Annotated in this window: 20 protein-coding genes; 5 read left to right on the top strand and 15 right to left on the bottom strand. The window is 38.6% G+C overall.

Annotated features, from left to right (window positions below; all coding sequences use genetic code 11):
* Nucleotides 1-4: 4 nt before the first annotated feature.
* Nucleotides 5-1,081, bottom strand: coding sequence for a UDP-N-acetylglucosamine--undecaprenyl-phosphate N-acetylglucosaminephosphotransferase (gene wecA, locus ACUXZ4_RS05125; protein WP_464973957.1), 1,077 nt, complete (start codon nt 1,079-1,081; stop codon nt 5-7).
* A 161-nt stretch (nt 1,082-1,242) separates the two neighbouring features.
* Here wecA and hemL point away from each other — a divergent pair, with 161 nt between their 5' ends.
* Nucleotides 1,243-2,526 (top strand): glutamate-1-semialdehyde 2,1-aminomutase, encoded by a 1,284-nt coding sequence (gene hemL, locus ACUXZ4_RS05120; RefSeq protein WP_464973956.1) that lies wholly within the window; start codon nt 1,243-1,245, stop codon nt 2,524-2,526.
* A 61-nt stretch (nt 2,527-2,587) separates the two neighbouring features.
* On the opposite strand, the gene ettA is transcribed toward hemL, so the two are convergent.
* The 6 genes from ettA to lrp form a co-directional block, all read right to left on the bottom strand.
* Complete coding sequence (gene ettA, locus ACUXZ4_RS05115; protein WP_464973955.1) at nt 2,588-4,258, bottom strand: energy-dependent translational throttle protein EttA; 1,671 nt, start codon at nt 4,256-4,258, stop codon at nt 2,588-2,590.
* Between the two features lie 77 nt (nt 4,259-4,335).
* The gene (serS, locus tag ACUXZ4_RS05110; RefSeq protein ID WP_464973954.1) at nt 4,336-5,628 is read right to left on the bottom strand and encodes a serine--tRNA ligase; all 1,293 of its coding nucleotides are present in this window, start codon (nt 5,626-5,628) and stop codon (nt 4,336-4,338) included.
* 80 nt (nt 5,629-5,708) lie between these two features.
* Nucleotides 5,709-7,052: a replication-associated recombination protein A gene (locus tag ACUXZ4_RS05105; protein WP_464973953.1), complete on the bottom strand. Its 1,344-nt coding sequence runs from the start codon at nt 7,050-7,052 to the stop codon at nt 5,709-5,711.
* Between the two features lie 65 nt (nt 7,053-7,117).
* Nucleotides 7,118-7,741, bottom strand: coding sequence for an outer membrane lipoprotein periplasmic chaperone LolA (gene lolA / locus ACUXZ4_RS05100; protein ID WP_464973952.1), 624 nt, complete (start codon nt 7,739-7,741; stop codon nt 7,118-7,120).
* A gap of 16 nt (nt 7,742-7,757) precedes the next feature.
* Nucleotides 7,758-10,469, bottom strand: a complete 2,712-nt coding sequence (locus ACUXZ4_RS05095) for a DNA translocase FtsK (protein WP_464973951.1) — start codon at nt 10,467-10,469, stop codon at nt 7,758-7,760.
* A 1-nt stretch (nt 10,470) separates the two neighbouring features.
* Nucleotides 10,471-10,950 carry a leucine-responsive transcriptional regulator Lrp gene (gene lrp / locus ACUXZ4_RS05090; protein WP_464973950.1) on the bottom strand — a complete coding sequence of 160 codons (480 nt, stop codon included), beginning with the start codon at nt 10,948-10,950 and terminating at the stop codon, nt 10,471-10,473.
* Nucleotides 10,951-11,118: 168 nt separating this feature from the next.
* On the opposite strand from lrp, the gene ACUXZ4_RS05085 reads away from it, so the two are divergent.
* Nucleotides 11,119-11,460 (top strand): SirB2 family protein, encoded by a 342-nt coding sequence (locus ACUXZ4_RS05085; RefSeq protein ID WP_464973949.1) that lies wholly within the window; start codon nt 11,119-11,121, stop codon nt 11,458-11,460.
* Between the two features lie 53 nt (nt 11,461-11,513).
* Here the strand turns inward: ACUXZ4_RS05085 and yciH are convergent, their stop codons facing one another.
* From yciH to ACUXZ4_RS05045, 8 genes are all read right to left on the bottom strand, one after another.
* Nucleotides 11,514-11,828, bottom strand: coding sequence for a stress response translation initiation inhibitor YciH (gene yciH / locus ACUXZ4_RS05080; RefSeq protein WP_464973948.1), 315 nt, complete (start codon nt 11,826-11,828; stop codon nt 11,514-11,516).
* A gap of 5 nt (nt 11,829-11,833) precedes the next feature.
* On the bottom strand, nt 11,834-12,532 hold the full coding sequence (gene pyrF, locus ACUXZ4_RS05075; protein ID WP_464973947.1) for an orotidine-5'-phosphate decarboxylase: 699 nt from the start codon (nt 12,530-12,532) through the stop codon (nt 11,834-11,836).
* 30 nt (nt 12,533-12,562) lie between these two features.
* On the bottom strand, nt 12,563-13,756 hold the full coding sequence (lapB, locus tag ACUXZ4_RS05070) for a lipopolysaccharide assembly protein LapB (protein ID WP_464973946.1): 1,194 nt from the start codon (nt 13,754-13,756) through the stop codon (nt 12,563-12,565).
* Between the two features lie 2 nt (nt 13,757-13,758).
* Nucleotides 13,759-14,052: a LapA family protein gene (locus ACUXZ4_RS05065; RefSeq protein ID WP_464973945.1), complete on the bottom strand. Its 294-nt coding sequence runs from the start codon at nt 14,050-14,052 to the stop codon at nt 13,759-13,761.
* Nucleotides 14,053-14,148: 96 nt separating this feature from the next.
* The gene (locus ACUXZ4_RS05060) at nt 14,149-14,427 is read right to left on the bottom strand and encodes an integration host factor subunit beta (protein ID WP_464973944.1); all 279 of its coding nucleotides are present in this window, start codon (nt 14,425-14,427) and stop codon (nt 14,149-14,151) included.
* 151 nt (nt 14,428-14,578) lie between these two features.
* On the bottom strand, nt 14,579-16,231 hold the full coding sequence (gene rpsA / locus ACUXZ4_RS05055; protein WP_464973943.1) for a 30S ribosomal protein S1: 1,653 nt from the start codon (nt 16,229-16,231) through the stop codon (nt 14,579-14,581).
* 116 nt (nt 16,232-16,347) lie between these two features.
* A complete protein-coding gene (cmk, locus tag ACUXZ4_RS05050) occupies nt 16,348-17,019 on the bottom strand; it encodes a (d)CMP kinase (protein WP_464973942.1) in 672 nt (223 codons plus the stop codon).
* Between the two features lie 90 nt (nt 17,020-17,109).
* Nucleotides 17,110-18,441, bottom strand: a complete 1,332-nt coding sequence (locus ACUXZ4_RS05045; protein ID WP_464973941.1) for an NCS2 family permease — start codon at nt 18,439-18,441, stop codon at nt 17,110-17,112.
* 192 nt (nt 18,442-18,633) lie between these two features.
* Between ACUXZ4_RS05045 and galE the strand changes: the two genes are divergently transcribed.
* The 3 genes from galE to adk all read left to right on the top strand — a co-directional run bounded on the left by galE (nt 18,634) and on the right by adk (nt 21,725).
* A complete protein-coding gene (gene galE, locus ACUXZ4_RS05040; protein WP_464973940.1) occupies nt 18,634-19,650 on the top strand; it encodes a UDP-glucose 4-epimerase GalE in 1,017 nt (338 codons plus the stop codon).
* A gap of 68 nt (nt 19,651-19,718) precedes the next feature.
* Nucleotides 19,719-20,996 carry an AmpG family muropeptide MFS transporter gene (locus ACUXZ4_RS05035; RefSeq protein WP_464973939.1) on the top strand — a complete coding sequence of 426 codons (1,278 nt, stop codon included), beginning with the start codon at nt 19,719-19,721 and terminating at the stop codon, nt 20,994-20,996.
* 84 nt (nt 20,997-21,080) lie between these two features.
* Complete coding sequence (gene adk / locus ACUXZ4_RS05030; protein ID WP_464973938.1) at nt 21,081-21,725, top strand: adenylate kinase; 645 nt, start codon at nt 21,081-21,083, stop codon at nt 21,723-21,725.
* Nucleotides 21,726-21,742: the final 17 nt, after the last annotated feature.

Genomic DNA, 21,742 nt, shown 5'->3' with positions numbered 1-21,742 from the left:
AAAATTATTGCGCCATTTTCGCTTTACGTAATGCGCGACGGCGTTGACGTCGAACCCAACGCGTAATTTTCCATGCTTTTGTAATGGAATAAGAATAGAGTAAGAATAAGCCAATAAACAAAATAAACATTAGCCATTCATTAATATAATAAATTTCCCCTAAAATACCAAAACCTGCACAAAGTGCCGCCATAAAAGTAATCACTAAGAATGCTTGTCGATGAGTAAGTCCTGAACGAACCATTAGATGATGAACATGTAAACGGTCAGGTCGGAAAGGGCTTTTCCCTTTACGGACTCGTCGAATAATAATCGCCACCATATCAATTAATGGAATAGCAATAATCCACAAAGCAGTTACGGGATTCATTGGATGCCCTTTACCTTGGGTACTCAGGAGCAGAATCCAAATAATAGTAAAACCAATGAGCGTACTGCCACTATCCCCCATAAAAATTTTATATTTTTTACCAAAAGGGATACAAAGATTAAACATCACATAAGGGATAATCGCGACAATTAAGGCTAAACACCATAGTGCTAAATCTTTTTGTCCATCCAAGTACATCAAAATTCCGACACCAGCAAAAGTCACGCTGGAAAGTCCACCTAATAAACCATCAATGCCATCAATCATATTAAATGCATTAATAATGGCAATGGTGGCAAATACTGTAATAACTACGCCAATTGAACCTAGCGTGAATTTGAATGGCCCCACAATTTGTCCTAAGTGATCCAGCGACAAACGTCCATAATAGATCATTAATACGGATAATATTGCTTGAATTCCAGCGCGCAAAAATGGACTTATATCAAAACGATCATCTAATACCCCAATGGCTAATAAGACGAAAACACTAAACAAATACAGTTGAGGGAGCTTTGTTTGATCCCATTGCAAAAGGTAGAAACAAAGATTACCGACAAATAACGAAATTCCCCCAATTAATGGAATTGCGCCTTGGTGACGTTTACGATAATTCGGCTTATCCACTAAACCAACGGCAATTGCAATTGGACGCATAATGAGAATTGTGCAGAAAGCCGCTAAAAATGTTAATCCTAAATCTAGCCACATACCTTATTAATGCCTTAAAAATAAACATAAAAAATTCTTGCAAAGAATATCACTAATCAAATTGAATTGCAGAATATTTTTTATAAAACAGCAAAATATTCATAAAATTACAGTACAATATGACCATATTTATTGAACATACGCAAAAAGAAGGAAAAACAATGTCAAATTCAACCGCACTTTTTAGTCGTGCTCAACAGGTTATTCCTGGTGGAGTAAATTCGCCAGTTCGAGCCTTTAAAGGCGTAGGCGGAACACCTGTGTTTATTCAAAAAGCGGAAGGCGCTTATATTACAGATAGTGATGGCAAACAATATGTTGATTATGTAGGTTCTTGGGGACCTATGGTTTTAGGTCATAATCATCCAGCGATCATTAAAGCGGTTCAAGATGCTATTCCTAACGGTTTAAGCTTTGGCGCACCAACTGAAGGAGAAATTACATTAGCCGAATTAGTTTGTAAGTTAGTACCATCTATTGAATTAGTGCGAATGGTCAGCTCTGGAACAGAAGCAACAATGTCCGCTATTCGTTTAGCAAGAGGATACACGCAACGAGATAAAATCATTAAATTCGAAGGTTGTTATCATGGCCATTCCGATTCGTTATTAGTCAAAGCAGGATCCGGCGCGTTAACATTGGGGCAACCTAGTTCCCCTGGGGTGCCAGCTGATTTTGCTAAGCACACTATTACTTGCACCTATAACGATATTAATTCGGTTAAAGCCGCTTTTGAGCAATATCCAGATGAAATTGCTTGCGTCATCGTTGAGCCTGTTGCAGGCAATATGAACTGTATTCCGCCTAAAAACAACTTCCTTCAGGGATTACGTGAACTTTGCGATCAATATAAATCAGTATTTATTATTGATGAAGTAATGACGGGCTTTCGCGTTGCTCTAGGTGGCGCCCAATCTTATTATGGCGTAACGCCAGATCTGACTTGTTTAGGTAAAATTATCGGTGGAGGAATGCCTGTTGGCGCCTTTGGTGGTAAACGAGAAATTATGCAACATATCGCACCAACAGGTCCTGTTTATCAAGCGGGTACTCTGTCCGGTAATCCAATTGCAATGGCTGCTGGTCTAGCTTGTTTAACTGAATTATCTAAAGCAGGCAATCAAGAAAAATTAGCTGCACAAACCGAAAAACTGGCTTTAGGTTTAAAAGCACTCGCAGATAAACATAATGTACCATTTACCGTACAATACGTAGGCGGCATGTTTGGTTTATTCTTTACCGAGCAAACAGAAATTAATAATTTCCAAGATGTGATGAAATGCGATGCAAATAAATTTAATCGTTTCTTCCATTTAATGTTAGAGCAAGGTATTTACCTCGCTCCATCAGCTTACGAGGCTGGCTTTATGTCTCTTGCTCATTCCGAACAAGATATTGACCGCACTTTAGCGGCTGCGAATAAAGCATTTGCAGCTTTAACTTAATAACAATTTATCAACCATAAAAAAATCCAACCACAACAGGTTGGATTTTTTATTTACACATTTACTTAGCAATACGTTTGTATTTGATACGATGTGGCTGAGTGGCATCAGCACCAAAAGTTTTCTTTTTCCACTCTTCATAGTCTGTGAAGTTACCTTCGTAGAAGGTCACTTTGCCTTCATCGCCGTAGTCTAAAATGTGGGTAGCTATACGGTCTAAGAACCAGCGGTCGTGGGAAATCACCATCGCACAGCCTGGGAATTCTAAGATCGCATTTTCCAACGCACGCAAGGTTTCCACATCTAAATCGTTGGTCGGTTCGTCCAGTAGCAATACGTTTCCGCCCACTTGCAACAGTTTTGCTAAGTGTAAACGACCACGTTCGCCGCCCGATAATTCGCCGACGCGTTTTTGTTGATCCACGCCTTTGAAGTTGAAACGTCCTACATAAGCACGACTTGGGATTTCAAAATTGCCGATTTTCATAATATCTAAACCGCCAGAAACTTCTTCCCATACAGTTTTCTTGTCATCCATTGCGTCTCTAAATTGATCCACCGATGCCATTACAACAGTTTCGCCCAAGGTAATTGAGCCTGCATCTGGTTTTTCTTGCCCTGAAAGCATACGGAATAAGGTGGATTTACCTGCTCCGTTCGCTCCGATAATACCCACAATCGCTCCTTTCGGAATGCTGAAAGAAAGGTTGTCGATCAAGGTGCGGTCGCCGTAAGATTTGGTTAAATTCTGCACTTCGATCACTTTATCACCTAAGCGTGGGCCAGGTGGAATAAAGAGTTCGTTGGTTTCGTTACGTTTTTGGTATTCGCCACTGTTAAGCTCTTCAAAGCGTGCCATACGGGCTTTGCTTTTCGCTTGACGACCTTTTGGATTTTGGCGAACCCACTCCAACTCTTTCTCAATGGATTTTTGGCGTGCCGATTCAGCAGCCTGCTCTTGTGCTAAACGTTTTTCTTTCTGTTCTAGCCAAGAGGAATAGTTGCCTTCCCAAGGAATACCCTCACCGCGGTCAAGCTCTAAGATCCAACCTGCCACATTATCTAAGAAGTAACGGTCGTGGGTAATTGCCACTACAGTACCTTCGTAGTCATGCAAGAAACGCTCTAACCAAGCTACCGATTCTGCATCTAAGTGGTTGGTTGGTTCATCTAATAACAACATATCCGGTTTTTCAAGCAACAAACGGCACAGTGCAACTCGGCGGCCTTCGCCCCCTGATAAATGTTCAATTTTAGCGTCCCAATCTGGCAAACGTAACGCATCAGCAGCACGCTCTAATTGGTTGTCTAAATTGTGTCCATCATGAGCTTGAATAATCGCCTCAAGCTCTGCTTGTTCCGCTGCTAATTTATCAAAATCTGCATCAGGATCAGCATATAATGCATAAACTTCATCTAAACGTGTTAGCGCATTTTTTACTTCATAAACGGCTTCTTCAATAGCTTCACGCACCGTTTGCTGAGGTTCTAATTTTGGCTCCTGTGGTAAATAACCAATTTTGATCCCCGGTTGCGGACGCGCTTCCCCTTCAATATCTTTATCAATACCCGCCATAATGCGAAGTAAAGTGGATTTACCTGCACCATTTAGACCAAGCACCCCAATTTTTGCACCAGGGAAAAAGCTCAGAGAAATATCCTTTAAAATATGACGCTTCGGTGGCACGACTTTGCCAACTCGGTGCATCGTATAAACAAATTGTGATGACATAATCAATCTCTCAATAATAAATAATGGAAAAAGTGCGGTCTTTTTCACCGCACTTTTTAATGAAAATTGGTTATCGGTTACTTACCAATGACTTCCAAACCGCCCATATATGGACGTAATACTTCAGGCACCGTAATGCTGCCATCTGCATTTTGGTAGTTTTCTAAAATAGCTACCAAAGTACGACCCACCGCTAATCCAGAACCATTTAAGGTATGTACTAAACGAGTTTTCTTGTCAGTTTTTGCACGACAACGCGCTTGCATACGGCGTGCTTGGAAATCCCACATATTTGAACAAGAAGAAATTTCACGATACGTATTTTGTGCTGGTACCCAAACTTCTAAATCATAGGTTTTGCAAGAACCAAATCCCATGTCGCCAGTGCAAAGTAAGACTTTGCGATACGGAAGATTTAATAACTGCAATACTTTCTCTGCATGACCTGTTAATTCTTCAAGGGCTTGCATTGACTTCTCAGGTTCAACAATTTGCACTAATTCCACTTTATCAAATTGGTGCATACGAATTAAACCGCGCGTATCACGACCATAAGACCCCGCTTCAGAACGGAAACAAGGAGTATGTGCCGTCATTTTGATTGGCAATTGCTCCACATCAATGATTTCATCACGCACTAAATTGGTTACTGGCACTTCAGCAGTTGGAATAAGCGCATAAGGCACTTCACCTTCTAATGGTTTAGTATGGAACAAATCTTCGCCGAATTTAGGTAATTGACCTGTTCCATATAAGGTCGCGTGATTAACTAAATAAGGCACATAGGTTTCTAAATAACCATGTTGTTCAGTGTGTAAATCAAGCATAAATTGCGATAAAGCGCGGTGCATTTTAGCAATTTGTCCTTTCATAACCACAAAACGTGCACCACTTAATTTCACACCAGCCGCGAAATCTAAACCACCCGCTAATTCTTCACTAAGGCTAACATGATCTTTAATCTCAAAATCAAATTGGCGAGGCGTTCCCCAACGTAAAATTTCTTTATTTTCTGAGTCATCTTTACCTAAAGGCACTTCATCGGCTGGTAAATTTGGGATAGTCAATGCAATTTTCATTAACTCTTCTTGCACGTCTTCTAATAAGGCTTTTGCTTGGGTTAATTCAATACCCATGCTGTCTACATCAGCTAATAGCACTTCAATATTTTCGCCACGAGCTTTGGCAGCACCAATCACTTTGGAACGCGCATTACGCTCAGCTTGTAAGGTTTCTGTTTTGATTTGTAATGCCTTACGCTGTTCTTCCAATTCAGTGATTTTAGCCACATCTAACTCAAAATTACGTTTTAATTTTAGCTGTTGTGCCACTTCCTCAAGATTATTACGCAATAAATTTGGATCGATCATATACTGTTCCTATTCATAATTAACGCTATATTCGCGTTATTTTATAACGTATTACAAAAATAAACTAGCTAGAATACGGACTATTTCCACCGCACTTTATGACTTTTTTGATCTTGTTCGCGTAGCCAATCTAGTTTTTCTTTGATTTTTATTTCCAAGCCACGATCTGTTGGGAAATAATATTGGCGATCTTTTAATTCAGGAGGGAAATAATTTTCACCAGCAGCATAAGCATTGGGCTCATCATGTGCATAACGATATTCAGCACCATAACCAAGTTCTGCCATTAATGCTGTTGGTGCATTACGTAAATGTAATGGCACATCAAAATCAGCACTTTGTTTAGCTTCTTGCTTCGCCGCATTAAAAGCCTTGTATACGGCATTACTTTTCGGTGCTACAGCTAAATACACGATGGCTTGAGCAATGGCTCGCTCGCCCTCTGCTGCTCCCACTCGCGTAAAACAATCCCAAGCAGCTAAAGCGACTTGCATTGCGCGAGGATCTGCATTTCCCACATCTTCCGAGGCAATAGCAAGCAAGCGTCTTGCGACATAAAGTGGATCGCCACCCGCAGTAATAATGCGAGCATACCAATATAATGCTGCATCTGGCGATGATCCTCGAACAGATTTATGTAGGGCTGAAATCAGATCATAAAAGCGATCGCCTTGTTTATCAAAACGAGCTTGCGATTCACCTAAAATTTCGGTTAATAAAGTGCGGTGCAAAAATTTCACTTTTTGCTCATTTTCATCCGCCATATCCACCATTAATTCTAAGCAATTCAGTGCTAAACGAGCATCACCATGCACATAATCTGCCAAGCTTTGCAATAAATTCTGCTCAAAATCCAACCGCACTTTTCCTAAACCACGTTCATTATCCGCAATGGCTTGTTGTAAAACCTGAAGAATTTCCGCAGAACTCAGCGGTTTCAGCACATATACTTTCGCGCGAGAGAGTAAAGCGCTGTTTAATTCAAAAGAAGGATTTTCTGTTGTCGCACCAATAAAAATAATGGTGCCATCTTCAATATGTGGCAAAAAGGCATCTTGTTGGCTTTTATTAAAACGATGAACTTCATCAACAAACAAAATGGTTGAACGTCCTGCGAAACGATGTTGCTTGGCTCGTTCTATGGCATCGCGAATTTCTTTCACGCCACTGGTTACCGCCGAAATGCGTTCCACTTCAGCATTAATATGGTGAGCAATAATTTCAGCTAAGGTTGTTTTGCCTGTTCCCGGAGGTCCCCAAAAAATCATTGAATGAGGGTGCCCCATTTCAATGGCTTTACGTAATGGCTTACCCACGCCAATTAAATGCGATTGTCCGCAATATTCCTCTAAATTCCGCGGACGCATTCTAGCTGCCAGTGGACGAAAATCATCTTCACTAAAATCTAAGCTGAAATTTGGCATTTCACTTCCCTATAAAATAAAAATGGCAGAGAAATCTCACACCATTTTTATTGTTCTATACGATATTATTTTTTCTTGCGCTGATCATCAAACTCTGCACCTTTCGGCACTGTGAATTGGAAAATGTTGTCAGCAATATTATCATTACGAATATTTCTTAAAATATACAAATTAGATTGTCCATCTTTTTCGATAGTACTAAATCCTTTTAATACACCATTGCTATCAATGCGAATATCAAATTGTTTGATATTGCTTTTTTTAGATTTTGGTTTGAGGACAAAGGTATCCATATTTTGTGTTACAGAATATTGATTCCAATGACTCGCATCATTACTGGTTAATAGCACGAATGGCGTATTATTGACCGCGTCTTTTACCCAATTCGCTGTAACTTGCTCTACAAAAGGATCGTAAAACCACAGCGTTTTACCATCTGAAATAATTTGGCTTTCTTGTGGTGATTTATTATCCATTCTAAACAAATTAGGGCGTTTGATTTGAATTTTACCAGCACCTTGTTGTACTTGCTTACCATCTGCCGAGCTAACATTCTGGTTAAAATCCGCACTAAACACCGACACTTTTTGCAAACGCATTTGCAATTCCGATGCAGCATCCGCTAAAGCCAAAGGTGCTGCTAAAGCAAGAGCTAAAAGTGCGGTGCATTTTTGTAATGTTTTTTTCATTCTACTTTCCTATTCATTAAAAATCAGGACTACGTGAAAGTAATTCACGTTTACCATTGCGCATTTCAGAAACAATACCTTGTTCTTCTAATTGCTCCATAATATTTGCTGCGCGGTTAAAGCCAACTTTTAAACGACGCTGAATAAAAGAGGTTGAGGTCATGCCCGTATTCACCACAATTTCTACAGCGCGGTCAAACAAAGGATCTAATTCATCGGAATCAATACCCAAATCATCGCCTGAATTTTCGTTGTCATCTGCGCTTTCCAAAATAGCAGAAATATAATTTGGTTTTCCTCTGGCACGCCAATCATCTGCAATTCTTGCCACCTCATCATCGGACATAAAGGCACCATGTATACGCACCAAATCCGTTGTGCCATTGCCGAGATACAACATGTCCCCCATTCCAAGCAAAGCTTCCGCACCATTTTGATCCAAAATAGTTCTGGAATCATTACGCTGAACAACGGTAAAAGCGATACGACTTGGAATATTCGACTTAATCAACCCCGTAATCACATCGACAGATGGGCGCTGTGTTGCTAGGATCACATGGATACCAACTGCACGCGCTTTCTGGGTTAAACGAGCAATCAATTCCTCAATTTGTTTACCCACTTGCATCATTAAATCAGCAAACTCATCCACTATGACAACAATATAACTCATTCGTTCTAAAATTGGTGCGGTGGCATCAATGGTATCGCCTGGTTTCCATAATGGATCTGGAATCGCAATTCCCTCATTACGATAGCTATCAATGCGTTCGTTATAGCCTTCAATATTACGCACACGCAAACAAGAAAGAAGATGATAACGTCGCTCCATTTCTTCAACACACCAACGCAGTGCATTTGCTGCTTTTTTCATATCCGTCACAACTTCAGTTAATAAATGCGGAATATGATTGTAAATGGATAGCTCCACAACTTTCGGGTCAATCATAATAAATTTCACTTCTTCAGGCTTCACTCTGAAAAGTAAACTTAAAATCATGGTATTAATCCCTACCGATTTCCCCGAACCTGTCGAACCGGCAACCAATAAGTGCGGCGTTTTGGCTAAATCAATGACGATCGGACGACCGCTAATATCTTTCCCTAATGCCAGTGGCAATAATGCCTTGCTTTGTCGAAATTCTTCACTATCCAACACATCACGTAAAGGCACAATTTGACGGTTTTGATTTGGGGTTTCAATACCAATGTAAGGTTTACCCGGAATAGATTCTGTAACACGAACAGCTTTAAATGTTAACGCGCGAGCAAGATCCGTATCAATTCGACTCACAGCTGACGCTTTTACGCCTGGTTGCAATTCCAATTCATAACGAGTCACCACAGGACCAATCAAAACATCTTTCACAATCGCTTTGATTTTAAAATTCTGCAACTGTTGTTCAATGCGTCTTGAGGTTTCTTGTATCCGCTCTGGTGAAATATTTTGTTGTTGAACAACACGCTTATCCAATAAATCTAATGTTGGTAAATCAGTTAGTGGCTTTTGTTTGGATTGATGATCACCAAACAATTCTGTTAATTTATCAATTGGAATTGTACGCAAACCATTATTTGTCGGTTCAGGTTCAATAACAGGCTCTGCCACATCCAACTTAATGCCCATTTCTTCTGCGCGTTGTAAACGAGTTTGTTCTTTCTCAGTTTCTTGTTGAGCAAATTGTGCGGCTAAATCACGAGAAAGATCATCAAGTGCGGTGGAATTTTCGTTAGTTTCCAGCGGACTAAGCGGCTTGGTTGGCGCTAATCTCACTTCAGGAATTGGATTATCTTGTTCAACCTCTGTTTCTGTCTCTATTGGTAGCACTGGAACAAAAGTAGATTGCGGCGTGTCTTCCAAAGGTTTCATCCAACTTGGTGCCAGTGCTGATGAATCACTGACTTCTGCTGTTGAAATACGTACTTCAGGCAACTGATTTTCTGTAATATCAATCGAAGAAAAATCGTGCAGTTTAATATCATCATATTCCGTATTCACCACTTCTGTTTCCTGCTGTGGATGAATGTTCTCTGGTTCAATATTTTCTACATGATATGTTGAAGGTTGAGTATCAAATAAATCTTCTTGCACCGGTGTTTTGACTTCAACTATTTCTGCTTCTTGTGGCAACACGTCATTCTGTTCAATTGGATCTTCATTTTTCAGGGTGAGCCAATTATAAAAACGGACAATGAGACGGATTAAAGAAGCACCTGAACAAAAGATGAAACCCACCACACTAAATACAATCGCCAATAAAAGCAGACCGAATTTGCCTAAACTTGGCAAGATAGACTTAACTAAGTAACTACCAAGCACACCGCCAGATAAATGAATATTGGTATTTTGAAACAACAAACTAGATAGCGTAGTTAAGCCAATCATTAACGCCACAAAGCCAAACATACGCAAGAAAAAGCGCGTCCAAGTCAAGCTGTCCACACGTTTGGTTCGAATAAAATAAATTGGGGCAATGGTCAATAAGAAAGGCAATAAATTTCCCACATAACCAAAGAGCATGAAAAAGAGATCAATCAACCATGCACCTAATTTTCCTGCTTTATTCTGCACCTCTAATTGATAGCTAGATACAGACCATGCACTATCAAAAGGGCTGTAACTAGACCAAGCAATAATTAAATAAAAGCCGAAAAGTGCGGTTAAAAAAAATAAAAATTCCACCAAATATTGCCTTGGTGTAAAGCCCTCTGTTATTTTTCTGATCATATTATTTCAATTGTAAATAATTGGTTTGTTTCACTTCTTCCATGACGACATAAGTTCTTGTGTCATTTACTCCAGGTAAACGCAACAGGGTTGTACCCAATAATTTGCGGTAAGCCGCCATATCAGCCACACGCGTTTTTAACAAATAGTCAAAATCACCTGACACAAGATAGCATTCATGAATATCATCTAATTCTTGCACCGCGACATTAAATTCTTCGAATACATCAGGTTTACCACGTGTAAGTGTAATTTCAACCAACACTAGCAAAGGCGCATTTAATAATTCTGGGTTTAATAAAGCACGATACCCCATGATAACACCTTGTTTTTCCAAGCGTTTTACTCGTTCCAAACAAGGTGTTGGCGATAAGCCCACTTTTTTGGATAAATCAATATTAGAGATTTTCCCATTACGTTGTAATTCATCAAGAATTTTCAAATCAATGGCATCAAAAGCCTTAGGCAATTTTTTTTCCATGAAAGTTCACCTATTATTCATTAATTGTAAAATAGCCATATAATACACTATTTTAAGATAAAATATCAGCATATTATAAAATCAATTATTGGCTAAAAAATCACTGATAATAACATTTGATCCCACATTACAGTTTCTCTATAATGCCAATTTTCTGTTGGAGTTATTATGTCAAACCTTATCTTATTACATATAGCAAGTGCTTTCTTATGCTTATTGCTATTAATTATTCGCGGCAGTATGCAACTGTCTAAACAAGACTGGCGTGCAATAAAACTATTGAAAATATTACCGCACTTAGCAGATACCTTATTGCTAACTACCGCTGTCGCTTTAGTTTATTTCTTTGGCTTTAACTTGTGGATTGCAGCTAAAATTGCTTGCTTTGTTGCCTACGTATTTTTTGCTGTGAAATGGTTTAGCAAAAAAGCGGTACAACCTAAACCTATTTTCTTTTTATTAGCAATCCTCAGTTTGATCAGTGCTATTTATCTTGGCTATTCACATTAATTACACATAAAAAGAAACCGCACAATAAAAGTGCGGTTTCTTTTTCTCTCTTTTTAGCCTCCAGCCAATTTGACTTTGAACCCTTTGGCTTCCAGTAATTGTTTTAATAATTCACGTTTATCGCCCTGAATTTCAATGTTTCCGTCTTTGACTGCTCCACCACATCCACAGCGTTTTTTTAATTCGGCAGCAAGCAATTTAAGTGCATTATCATCAAGATCTAATCCTGTAATAACAGCCACACCCGCTCCCTTACGTCCACTGGTTTGGCGTTGAATGCGTACAATACCATCACCCTTCGGTCGCTCCGTTTGAGGTTTTTCTTGCTTAATCCGCCCAACTTCAGTGGAATAAACTAAATTATTCATAACAATTAAACATTTGCTAAAGAAGCATTAATAGAACGTAATACTTCTGCAGGGTTTTCAGCTTGTGTAATTGGGCGACCAATTACTAAATAATCGGATCCAGAACGAACTGCCGCAGCAGGAGTCATAACACGACGTTGATCACCAAATTCACTACCAACAGGACGAATTCCCGGTGTAATAAGTTTGAAATTTTCACCGCAGTTTTTACGTAAAATTTCCACTTCTTGTGGCGAACAAACCACGCCATCTAACCCAGCACGTTGAGTTAAATGAGCTAAACGAATCACTTGCTCCATTGGCGATGCATTAATCCCAATTTGCAGTAAATCCAAATCTTCCATACTGGTTAATACCGTTACACTAATCAATAAAGGCGCATCTTTACCATAAGGTTCTAAGATTTTCTTTGCATCTTCCATCATGCGTAAACCGCCACTTGCATGCAAATCAACCATCCACACGCCTAAATCAGCCGCAGAACGCACTGCTCTTGCAACAGTATTTGGAATATCATGGAATTTCAAATCAAGGAATACATCAAACTGACGTTCATGTAATTGTTTGACAAAGTTTGTGCCTAAAGTAGTAAACATTTCTTTACCTACTTTTAAACGGCATAAGCTCGGATCAATTTGATCTACCAAGCTTAATGCTTCACGTTCAGTTTCATAATCAAGTGCAACAATAATTTTGTTATCCATACTGAATATCCTTTATGATAAATGATAAGTTTAATTTAAATTCTCAGTTCCTCGCGTTGGTTTAACGCTTTCCCATTGGCGACAAGAAGGGCAACACCAAATTAATTTGTGACTTTGATAACCGCAATTAGTACAACGATAATCAAATCCTTGCTTAATATGTTCTCCCACCATTTTGTGTAATAAGGTCAAACTGTCTTTGGCTCGTCCTTCTTCTGCATCATCAATTTGATATTGAATAAAACGATGAAATAAAAACATATTTGGGTGAGTTGCCATTCGTTGATAAATTTTGCTTTGTGCAGTAGCTCGACTATCTTTTTGCTCAATTAAATCAGCAAGAGCTAAATCAACACTGCTACTGGCACTCAATTGATTCGCCCGAATTAAAAATAATTCAAAAGACTCTAATTGCTGTAATTGTTGATAACAATGTTTGAGAGCTGGTAATACTTCGCCAATATAATCAGGATTTTGATGTAATACATTTTCTAAAATAGGCACCGCACTTTGCCAATTTTTCTCTTGAATAAAGAGATCGCCCAGCATGATAGAAGCTCGAACACAACTTGGTGAAACCTTTAATGCTTGTTCAAGGATAGCTTGGCTTTTTTCTTTATTCTCTGACATGATGCTACGCGCATATTCACAATAATATTGCGCCAATTCCATATTATCTTCTTTAGGCGATATTTTCGCTAATTTTTCAGCGACATTTACCGCTTTTTTCCATTCTTTCGTCTTTTGGTAAATAACAGCTAATTGTTGTAATGCCCCCTCTGCAAAATCAGGTTCATCAACTAACATAATATATAGACTTTCAGCACGATCAAAAAAGCCTACCGACATAAAATCTTTTGCTAATTGTTGTTTTGCCAGTAATTTTTGTTCAAAAGAATAATTAGGACTACGGTCTAGTGCTTGATGAATACGTAATGCACGATCAACTTCACCACGCGAACGGAATAAATTACCTAAGGTCAATTCTGCCTCAAACTGAGAACCTTGCTCAATGTCATTTTCGGTTTCCTGCTTTTCCAGCATGTGCAAAAATAAATCGACGGCTTTTTCAGTTTGATTTGATAAAAGAAAATTAACACCCGCGACATAATCGCGGGAGAGTTTATTACTCACATCTTCCTGATCTTTTTTTGCACTACGATGTCCCATATACCAGCCATATGCGGCAGCAATAGGTAAAAGTAGGAAGAGTAATTCAATCATTATTAAGCAGCCTTATTAAGACTTGCTGTTAATTCATTAATTTGTTGAGTTTGACGCTTAATTTGGCGAGATAATGCCATATTTTTAATTCGAATTTTTAGGTAGAAAATACCGGTAATTAACCAACCTAAAATTAATCCTAAGCCAAACAAAATCGCTACGAGTGTTGATAGCTTAAATTCATTTTCCGCAATAATATAATTAAAGCTTATGACTTGATCATTATTCGCTCCAACCGTTATAGCAACAAGCACCACTGCTAAAGCAATAACAAATCCTAAAAGATATTTAAACATAACATTCCCCTTTGTTAAATCTGTTCCATTATGCCAAAAATAAAAACAAAAAACGACACTTTAATAGTGCCGTTTACCATTTATTTTTGAGGGTTCTTATTTATTTACGCGTTCTCTTAATTCTTTACCCGTTTTAAAATGTAATACAGACTTCGCTTGAAGTTTAACACTCTCGCCTGTTTTTGGGTTACGTCCCATACGCGCTTTACGAGAATGTAATGAAAAACTACCGAAACCACGAATTTCAATGCGATTACCTTCTTCTAAGGTTTTGGAAAGCTGCTCTAAAATTTCTTTTACCGCACTCTCAACCACTTTTACACCAATAGAAGGATGCTTTTGAACCAATACTTCAATCAACTCTGATTTTGTCATGATATGTTCCTTGTTTTCATCAATAAAACAACGTAATTATTCTTAAGATAAGAAAATGTATAATTAAGTTGTTCAACTGCGGTGTCTTTTTTAAGACTTTTAGTATAAGAGTGGTGTGCTTTTGCACACCACTTTAATTTATGTAAGTGAATTATTCACCTTTTGCAGCTTGGAATGCCGCTGCCATTGCATTTGGAACTGCAACTTCTTCTTGTTTGCTGTTCACACTTGCAACTGCTGCTGCTTCTTCAGCTTGATCTTTCGCTTTCACTGATAAGTGAACGATACGCGCTTTACGATCTACACCAGTGTATTTCGCTTCAACAACATCGCCTTCTGCAACTTCGCTTGTTAAATCTGCTGCGCGGATATAACCTTCAACGCCACCAGCTAATTCAACTTTAGCGCCTTTTGCAGTTGCTTCAACTACAGTTGCAGATAATACTGCACCTTTTTTGTTTACTGCAACAAAGTTGTTGAATGGATCATCTTCAAGTTGTTTGATACCTAAAGAGATACGCTCTTTCGCAGAATCAACTTGTAATACAACTGCTTCTACTTCGTCACCTTTTTTGTAGTTACGTACAGCTTCTTCACCTTGAACATTCCAAGAAATGTCAGATAAGTGAACTAAACCGTCGATACCGCCTTCAAGACCGATGAAGATACCGAAATCAGTGATTGATTTGATTTTACCTGAAACTTTATCACCTTTATTGTGAGTTTCAGCGAATTGTAACCATGGGTTAGGTTTGCATTGTTTTAAACCTAAAGAAATACGACGACGTTCTTCATCGATTTCTAATACCATTACCTCAACAACATCACCTAAGCTAACTACTTTAGATGGGTGGATGTTTTTGTTTGTCCAATCCATTTCAGAAACGTGAACTAAACCTTCAACGCCATCTAAAATTTCAACGAAACAACCGTAATCAGTTAAGTTAGTTACTTTACCTGTTAATTTGCTATCTACTGGGTGATTTTGAGCGATTGCAACCCAAGGATCTTGACCTAATTGTTTTAAGCCTAAAGAAACACGAGTACGATCTTTATCAAATTTTAATACTTTAACAGTGATTTCATCGCCAACATTCACGATTTCGCTTGGGTGTTTAACACGTTTCCAAGCCATATCAGTGATGTGTAATAAACCGTCAACGCCGCCTAAATCAACGAATGCACCATATTCAGTTAAGTTTTTAACAACACCTTTAACTTCTGAACCTTCAGCTAAGTTCGCTAATACTTCATCACGATCTGCACTGCTTTCTGATTCAATTACTGCACGACGAGAAACAACAACGTTATTACGTTTTTGATCTAATTTGATAACTTTGAATTCTAATTCTTTACCTAATAAGTGATCTGCTTCACGAGTTGGACGAGTGTCAACTAATGAGCCTGGTAAGAATGCACGAACGCCGTTTAACTCAACTGTGAAGCCACCTTTAACTTTACCGTTGATTAAACCAACAACACTTGCTTGTGCTTCGAATGCTTTTTCTAATTCAATCCAAGATTCGTGACGTACTGCTTTCTCACGTGAAAGTTTAGTTTCACCGTAACCATCTTCAACAGCATCAAGCGCAACGTTTACTACGTCGCCAACTTTAACGTCAACTTCACCCTGTGCATTTGCGAATTCTTCAGCTGGGATACGTGCTTCAGATTTTAAACCTGCGTCTACATATACAAAGCCTTTTTCGATAGCAACAACAGTACCGTTGATAATTGCACCTAAACGTTGAGTTTCAAGGTTTTTTAATGATTCTTCAAAAAGTTGAGCAAAAGATTCTGACATATTTAATCTTCTTTAATTTAAGTTAATAACGTCCACCTATAAATCCATCACAAGTGGGGTTGATAGTAAAAGCCTATTCATCCTTGAATAAACCAATGAAATAAAACCGAAATACTTTATTTATCAATACGTTGATGAATATAATTCAACGCTTTTTCAATGACCTCTTCGATACTTAACTGCGTACTGTCTAGCAACAACGCATCATCAGCTGGTTTCAATGGCGCAACTGCTCGATTTCTGTCACGAAAATCACGATCTTTTATCTCGGTTAAAATCTGGTCAAAGTTACCATTAATTCCTTTATTTTGCAACTGTTTAAAGCGTCTTTTTGCACGTTCTTCTGCACTTGCGTCTAAAAAAAGTTTAACTTGCGCATTTGGGAATACCACAGTACCCATATCACGACCATCCGCAATTAAGCCTTTATCCGTCGCAAAATCCTTTTGTAATTGTAAAAGTGCGCTGCGAACCAGTGGAAAAACCGCAATTTTTGAAGCAGCTTCAGCCACTTCTTGTGTACGAATTTGTCCGCTGACATCTTCGCCTGATAGCATAATTTTAACTTCACCACCCTGTGGTAAAAATTGCACATTAAGCTGACTTGCTAATTGTGCTAAAGCTAATTCATCAGATAAATCCACCGCACTTTTTAATGCAGCAAGCGCAGTTACGCGGTAAATGGCGCCACTGTCTAATAATGCGAAACCTAATCGCTCCGCTAAGGCGTAGCATAATGTGCCTTTACCTGCGCCACTTGGACCATCTACAGTAATAATCGTTGACATATTTCCCCCATAAAAACCTGAGTATTATAAAGGTGCACTCTTCTTTGTCAATTTGATAAAAAGGCACCGTTTAACGATGCCTTATTCAATTTAAATTGCCCAATCACTTGCGTAGAATGCAACCAATGCAATCGCAATAATGACCGTACCTAAATTTAATTTTTTGACTTCTCCGCTAATGACTCGTCCAATCACTAATGTTGCAAAACCAAGCATAATCCCTGTTACGATATTTGCAGTTAATACAATAAACACCGCACAAACAAGTCCACTCATTGCACCAATAAAATCATCAAAATCTAATTTGCTCACATTACTTAACATAAGCAAACCAACGTACATTAAAGCTGGTGCTGTTGCATAAGGAGGAACTAAAGAAGCTAAAGGTTGGAAAAATAACATCAATAAGAAACCGATCCCAACCACAACTGCTGTTAAGCCAGTTTTGCCACCAACAGCTGTTCCTGCTGCAGATTCAATATAAACGGCTGCAGGTGCAGTACCGAATAAGCCTGACAAAATAGAACCTAATGAATCTGAGGTTAATGCTTTACCACCATTGATAATTTGCCCCTCTTTATCTAATAAATTCGCTTGTCCCGCTACTGCGCGAATGGTACCTGTTGCATCAAAAATCGCTGTCATAACTAAAGCGAAAACCGCAGGTAAAATCACCATATTTAAACCGCCTTCAGCAGCAAAAATGGCTCCCATAATATCAAGATTTAAAAATTGTGAATTCTCACCAAAGGTTGGCATTTTGAAGAAACCTGAATAAGTCACTTCAGGATCAAAAATTAAACCAATAATCGTGATTGCAATAATCACCCATAAAATGCTGCCTTTGATTCTTAAACGTTCTAAACCAATAATCGCCGCTAGACCTAATAATGCCATTAACACAGGGAAAGAAGTAAATTGCCCCATTTTCACCGGCAATCCTGCTTGGTTACTTACTACCAATCCCACACCATTTGCTGCAATTAATAATAAAAATAAACCAATACCAATACCTGCGCCTTGTGCAATACTTTCTGGTAGATTACGCAAAATCCATGCGCGAATCCCCGTCACAGAAATCACTGTAAAAATCACACCCATTAAGAAAATAGCACCTAATGCCACTGGCACTGGAATTTGTTGACCCAATACCAAACTAAATGCAGTAAATGCGGTTAAGGAAATTGCACAACCAATTGCCATGGGTAAATTTGCCCATAAGCCAATTAAAATGGAACCCAATCCCGCCACTAAACAAGTCGCAATGAAAACAGATTCTGCAGGAAATCCTGCTTTGCTTAACATTCCCGGTACAACAATAATGGAATACACCATTGCAAGAAAGGTGGTTAAACCCGCAATAATTTCTTGACGAACACTTGAACCTCGCGCGGAGAGTTCAAAAGTTTTCTCTAAAGACATAGATTTTCCTTCATATAATGAAATAAATTAAAGTGCGCGTATTTTACCTCAATCATTGAAATAGTAAACGTTTGCGTAAAAATTCTGTTGAAAAAAATAGGCGGATTTTAACCGCACTTTTATTATTTCTTTGCCAAAAAGCACAAAGGTTTTTATACTACCGCTAATTCATCAACGAATAAGGAAAAGATTATGGCAATTTTAGTCACTGGCGGTGCCGGCTACATTGGTTCACATACAGTTGTAGAATTATTAAACGCAGGCAAAGAAGTTGTGGTATTAGACAATCTTTGCAATTCATCAGCGAAATCTCTGGATCGTGTTGCGCAAATTACAGGAAAATCCGTTACTTTCTACTTAGGTGATATTTTAGATACCGTATTACTACAAAAAATCTTTGCAGAGCATAAAATTGAAGCTGTCATGCACTTTGCTGGCTTAAAAGCGGTTGGTGAAAGCGTAAAAAAACCGGCTGAATATTATTTAAATAATGTTACTGGTTCGCTATTGCTCGTACAAGAAATGAAAAAAGCGGGCGTATATAATCTGGTTTTCAGCTCATCTTCTACTGTTTATGGTGATCCTGAAGTTATTCCAGTGACAGAAGATTGCAAAGTGGGCGGCACAACCAATCCTTACGGCACATCCAAACTTATGGTTGAGCAAATTTTGACAGATATTGTGAAAGCCGATCCGCAATTTAGTATTACCTTATTACGTTATTTCAACCCTGCTGGTGCCCATGAGAGCGGTTTAATTGGTGAAAACCCAAATGGTATCCCAAATAATCTCATGCCATATATTGCTCAGGTCGCTGTGGGTAAATTACCGCAATTATCCATTTTTGGTAATGATTACGATACGCCGGATGGTACAGGCGTACGTGATTATATTCATGTGGTTGATTTAGCTATTGGCCATGTCAAAGCACTTGAACGTCATGAAAACGACGGCGGATTACATATTTACAATTTAGGCACTGGTGTAGGCTATTCAGTGTTAGATATGGTAAATGCCTTCGAGAAAGCCAACAATATTAAAATTCCATACGTCTTTGCACCACGTCGTGCGGGCGACATTGCCATCAACTATGCTGATGCATCTCGTTCTGCCAAAGAATTAGGTTGGAAAACAGAACGTAATTTAGAACAAATGATGAAAGATACTTGGAATTGGCAAAAAAATAACCCTAACGGTTATCAAGACTAGCTTACAAAAGTGCGGTAATTTTGACCGCACTTTTTATTCCTTTTGTGCTCACTAAATTTACATCCAATATGACGTCAACAAAAACAAGCTTATTCAAACAAATTTTCAGCCGTAATATGCTGATTTGTATCTTTACTGGTTTCAGTTCGGGGCTACCATTATACATTATTGCCTCATTACTCCCCGTTTGGCTGCGTTCTGAAAAAGTTGACTTAGAAACTCTCGGTTATTTCACCGCAGTTATGCTGCCTTTCACTTGGAAATTTCTTTGGGCGCCGTTGTTAGATCGCTATATTCCGCCATTTTTAGGACGTCGTCGCGGTTGGATGTTCATTTCACAAGTTTTACTTATTATTTCCTTAGCTTCCTTTGGGTTGATTTCACCTCAATCACAACAAGGATTAACCCTCATCGCAGGATTGGCAACGTTATGTTCTTTTTTCTCCGCCAGTCAGGATATTGTGCTAGATGCTTATCGTCGAGAAATATTATCCGATGAAGAATTGGGTTTAGGTAATTCCATTCATGTTAATGCTTATCGTATTGCAGGTTTAGTGCCAGGGTCGTTGTCGCTGATTTTGTCAGATTATTTACCTTGGAAAACAGTGTTTATTATCACCGCACTTTTCATGTTGCCTGGTATATTGATGACATTATTCCTTAGTAAAGAACCGCAAATTGAATTAGGCAAGCAACGAACATTAAAAGAAAATGTCATTGAACCTTTCAAAGAATTCTTCACCCGTAAAGGTATTTGGGCTGCGATTGGCATACTGGTATTTATCTTTTTATATAAACTGGGTGACAGCATGGCAACCGCGCTTATTTCACCATTTTATTTAGACATGGGTTATAGCAAAACACAAATTGGTATTGTGGCTAAAAATGCGTCCTTATGGCCAATGGTCGCCGCCAGTATTGTTGGTGGAATTATTATGTTACGCATTGGCATAAATCGAGCACTATGGCTGTTTGGTTTTGTGCAAATCATCACCATTCTTGGTTTTGCTTGGTTAGCGAAACATGGACATTTTGACCAAATTGGCACTTATGAAATTACCGCATTAAGCCTTGTTATCGCCGCAGAATACATTGGCGTTGGATTAGGCACTGCTGCATTTGTTGCTTTTATGGCAAGGGAAACCAACCCACTTTACACCGCTACACAATTAGCGCTTTTAACCAGTTTATCTGCATTGCCAAGAGTCACTTTTAATACTCAAGCTGGGGCTTGGATTAAGGCGCTTGGTTATTATGATTATTTTTGGCTTTGTTTCTATTTAGCCATTCCAGGCATGATCTGCTTATTTTGGGTCGCGCCTTGGAATGAGAAAACAGACAAATAAAATCAGATTTATCAAACTGTATTTATTGACTTAGCAAGCTATGCTATTTATGATCCAGACTTTGTTTATTGATATGAGGTTCGTATGAAAATTATTCTTTTGGGGGCACCTGGTGCAGGAAAAGGAACACAAGCACAATTTATTATGAATAAATTTGCTATTCCACAAATTTCAACAGGTGATATGCTACGTGCAGCGATTAAAGCAGGAACAGAATTAGGCAAACAAGCAAAAACCTTGATGGATGCAGGACTGTTAGTACCAGATGATTTAATTATTGCATTAGTAAAAGATCGTGTATCACAAGAAGATTGTGCAAAAGGTTTCTTATTAGACGGTTTCCCTCGCACCATTCCACAAGCAGACGCATTAAAAAATGTCGGCATTAAAATTGATTATGTTTTAGAATTCGATGTGCCAGATGAAGTGATTGTAGAACGCATGTCAGGTCGTCGTGTACACCAAGCTTCAGGTCGTTCTTACCACATCATTTACAACCCACCAAAAGTGGAAGGCAAAGACGATGTAACAGGCGAAGATTTAATTATTCGTGCGGATGATAAACCAGAAACCGTATTAGATCGTTTAAAAGTGTATCACAACACAACAAAACCATTAGTAGATTACTACCAAGCTGAAGCGAAAGCAGGCAACACACAATATTTCCGCTTAGACGGTACACAAAAAGTGGAAGATGTTAGCAAAGAATTAGACAAAATCTTATCTTAATTCTCTCTCAAACAAAA

Source organism: Reella acinonychis, from assembly GCF_052828705.1.
Note: the sequence above shows the minus strand (reverse complement) of the source record. Positions and strands in the feature narration are given on the sequence as shown.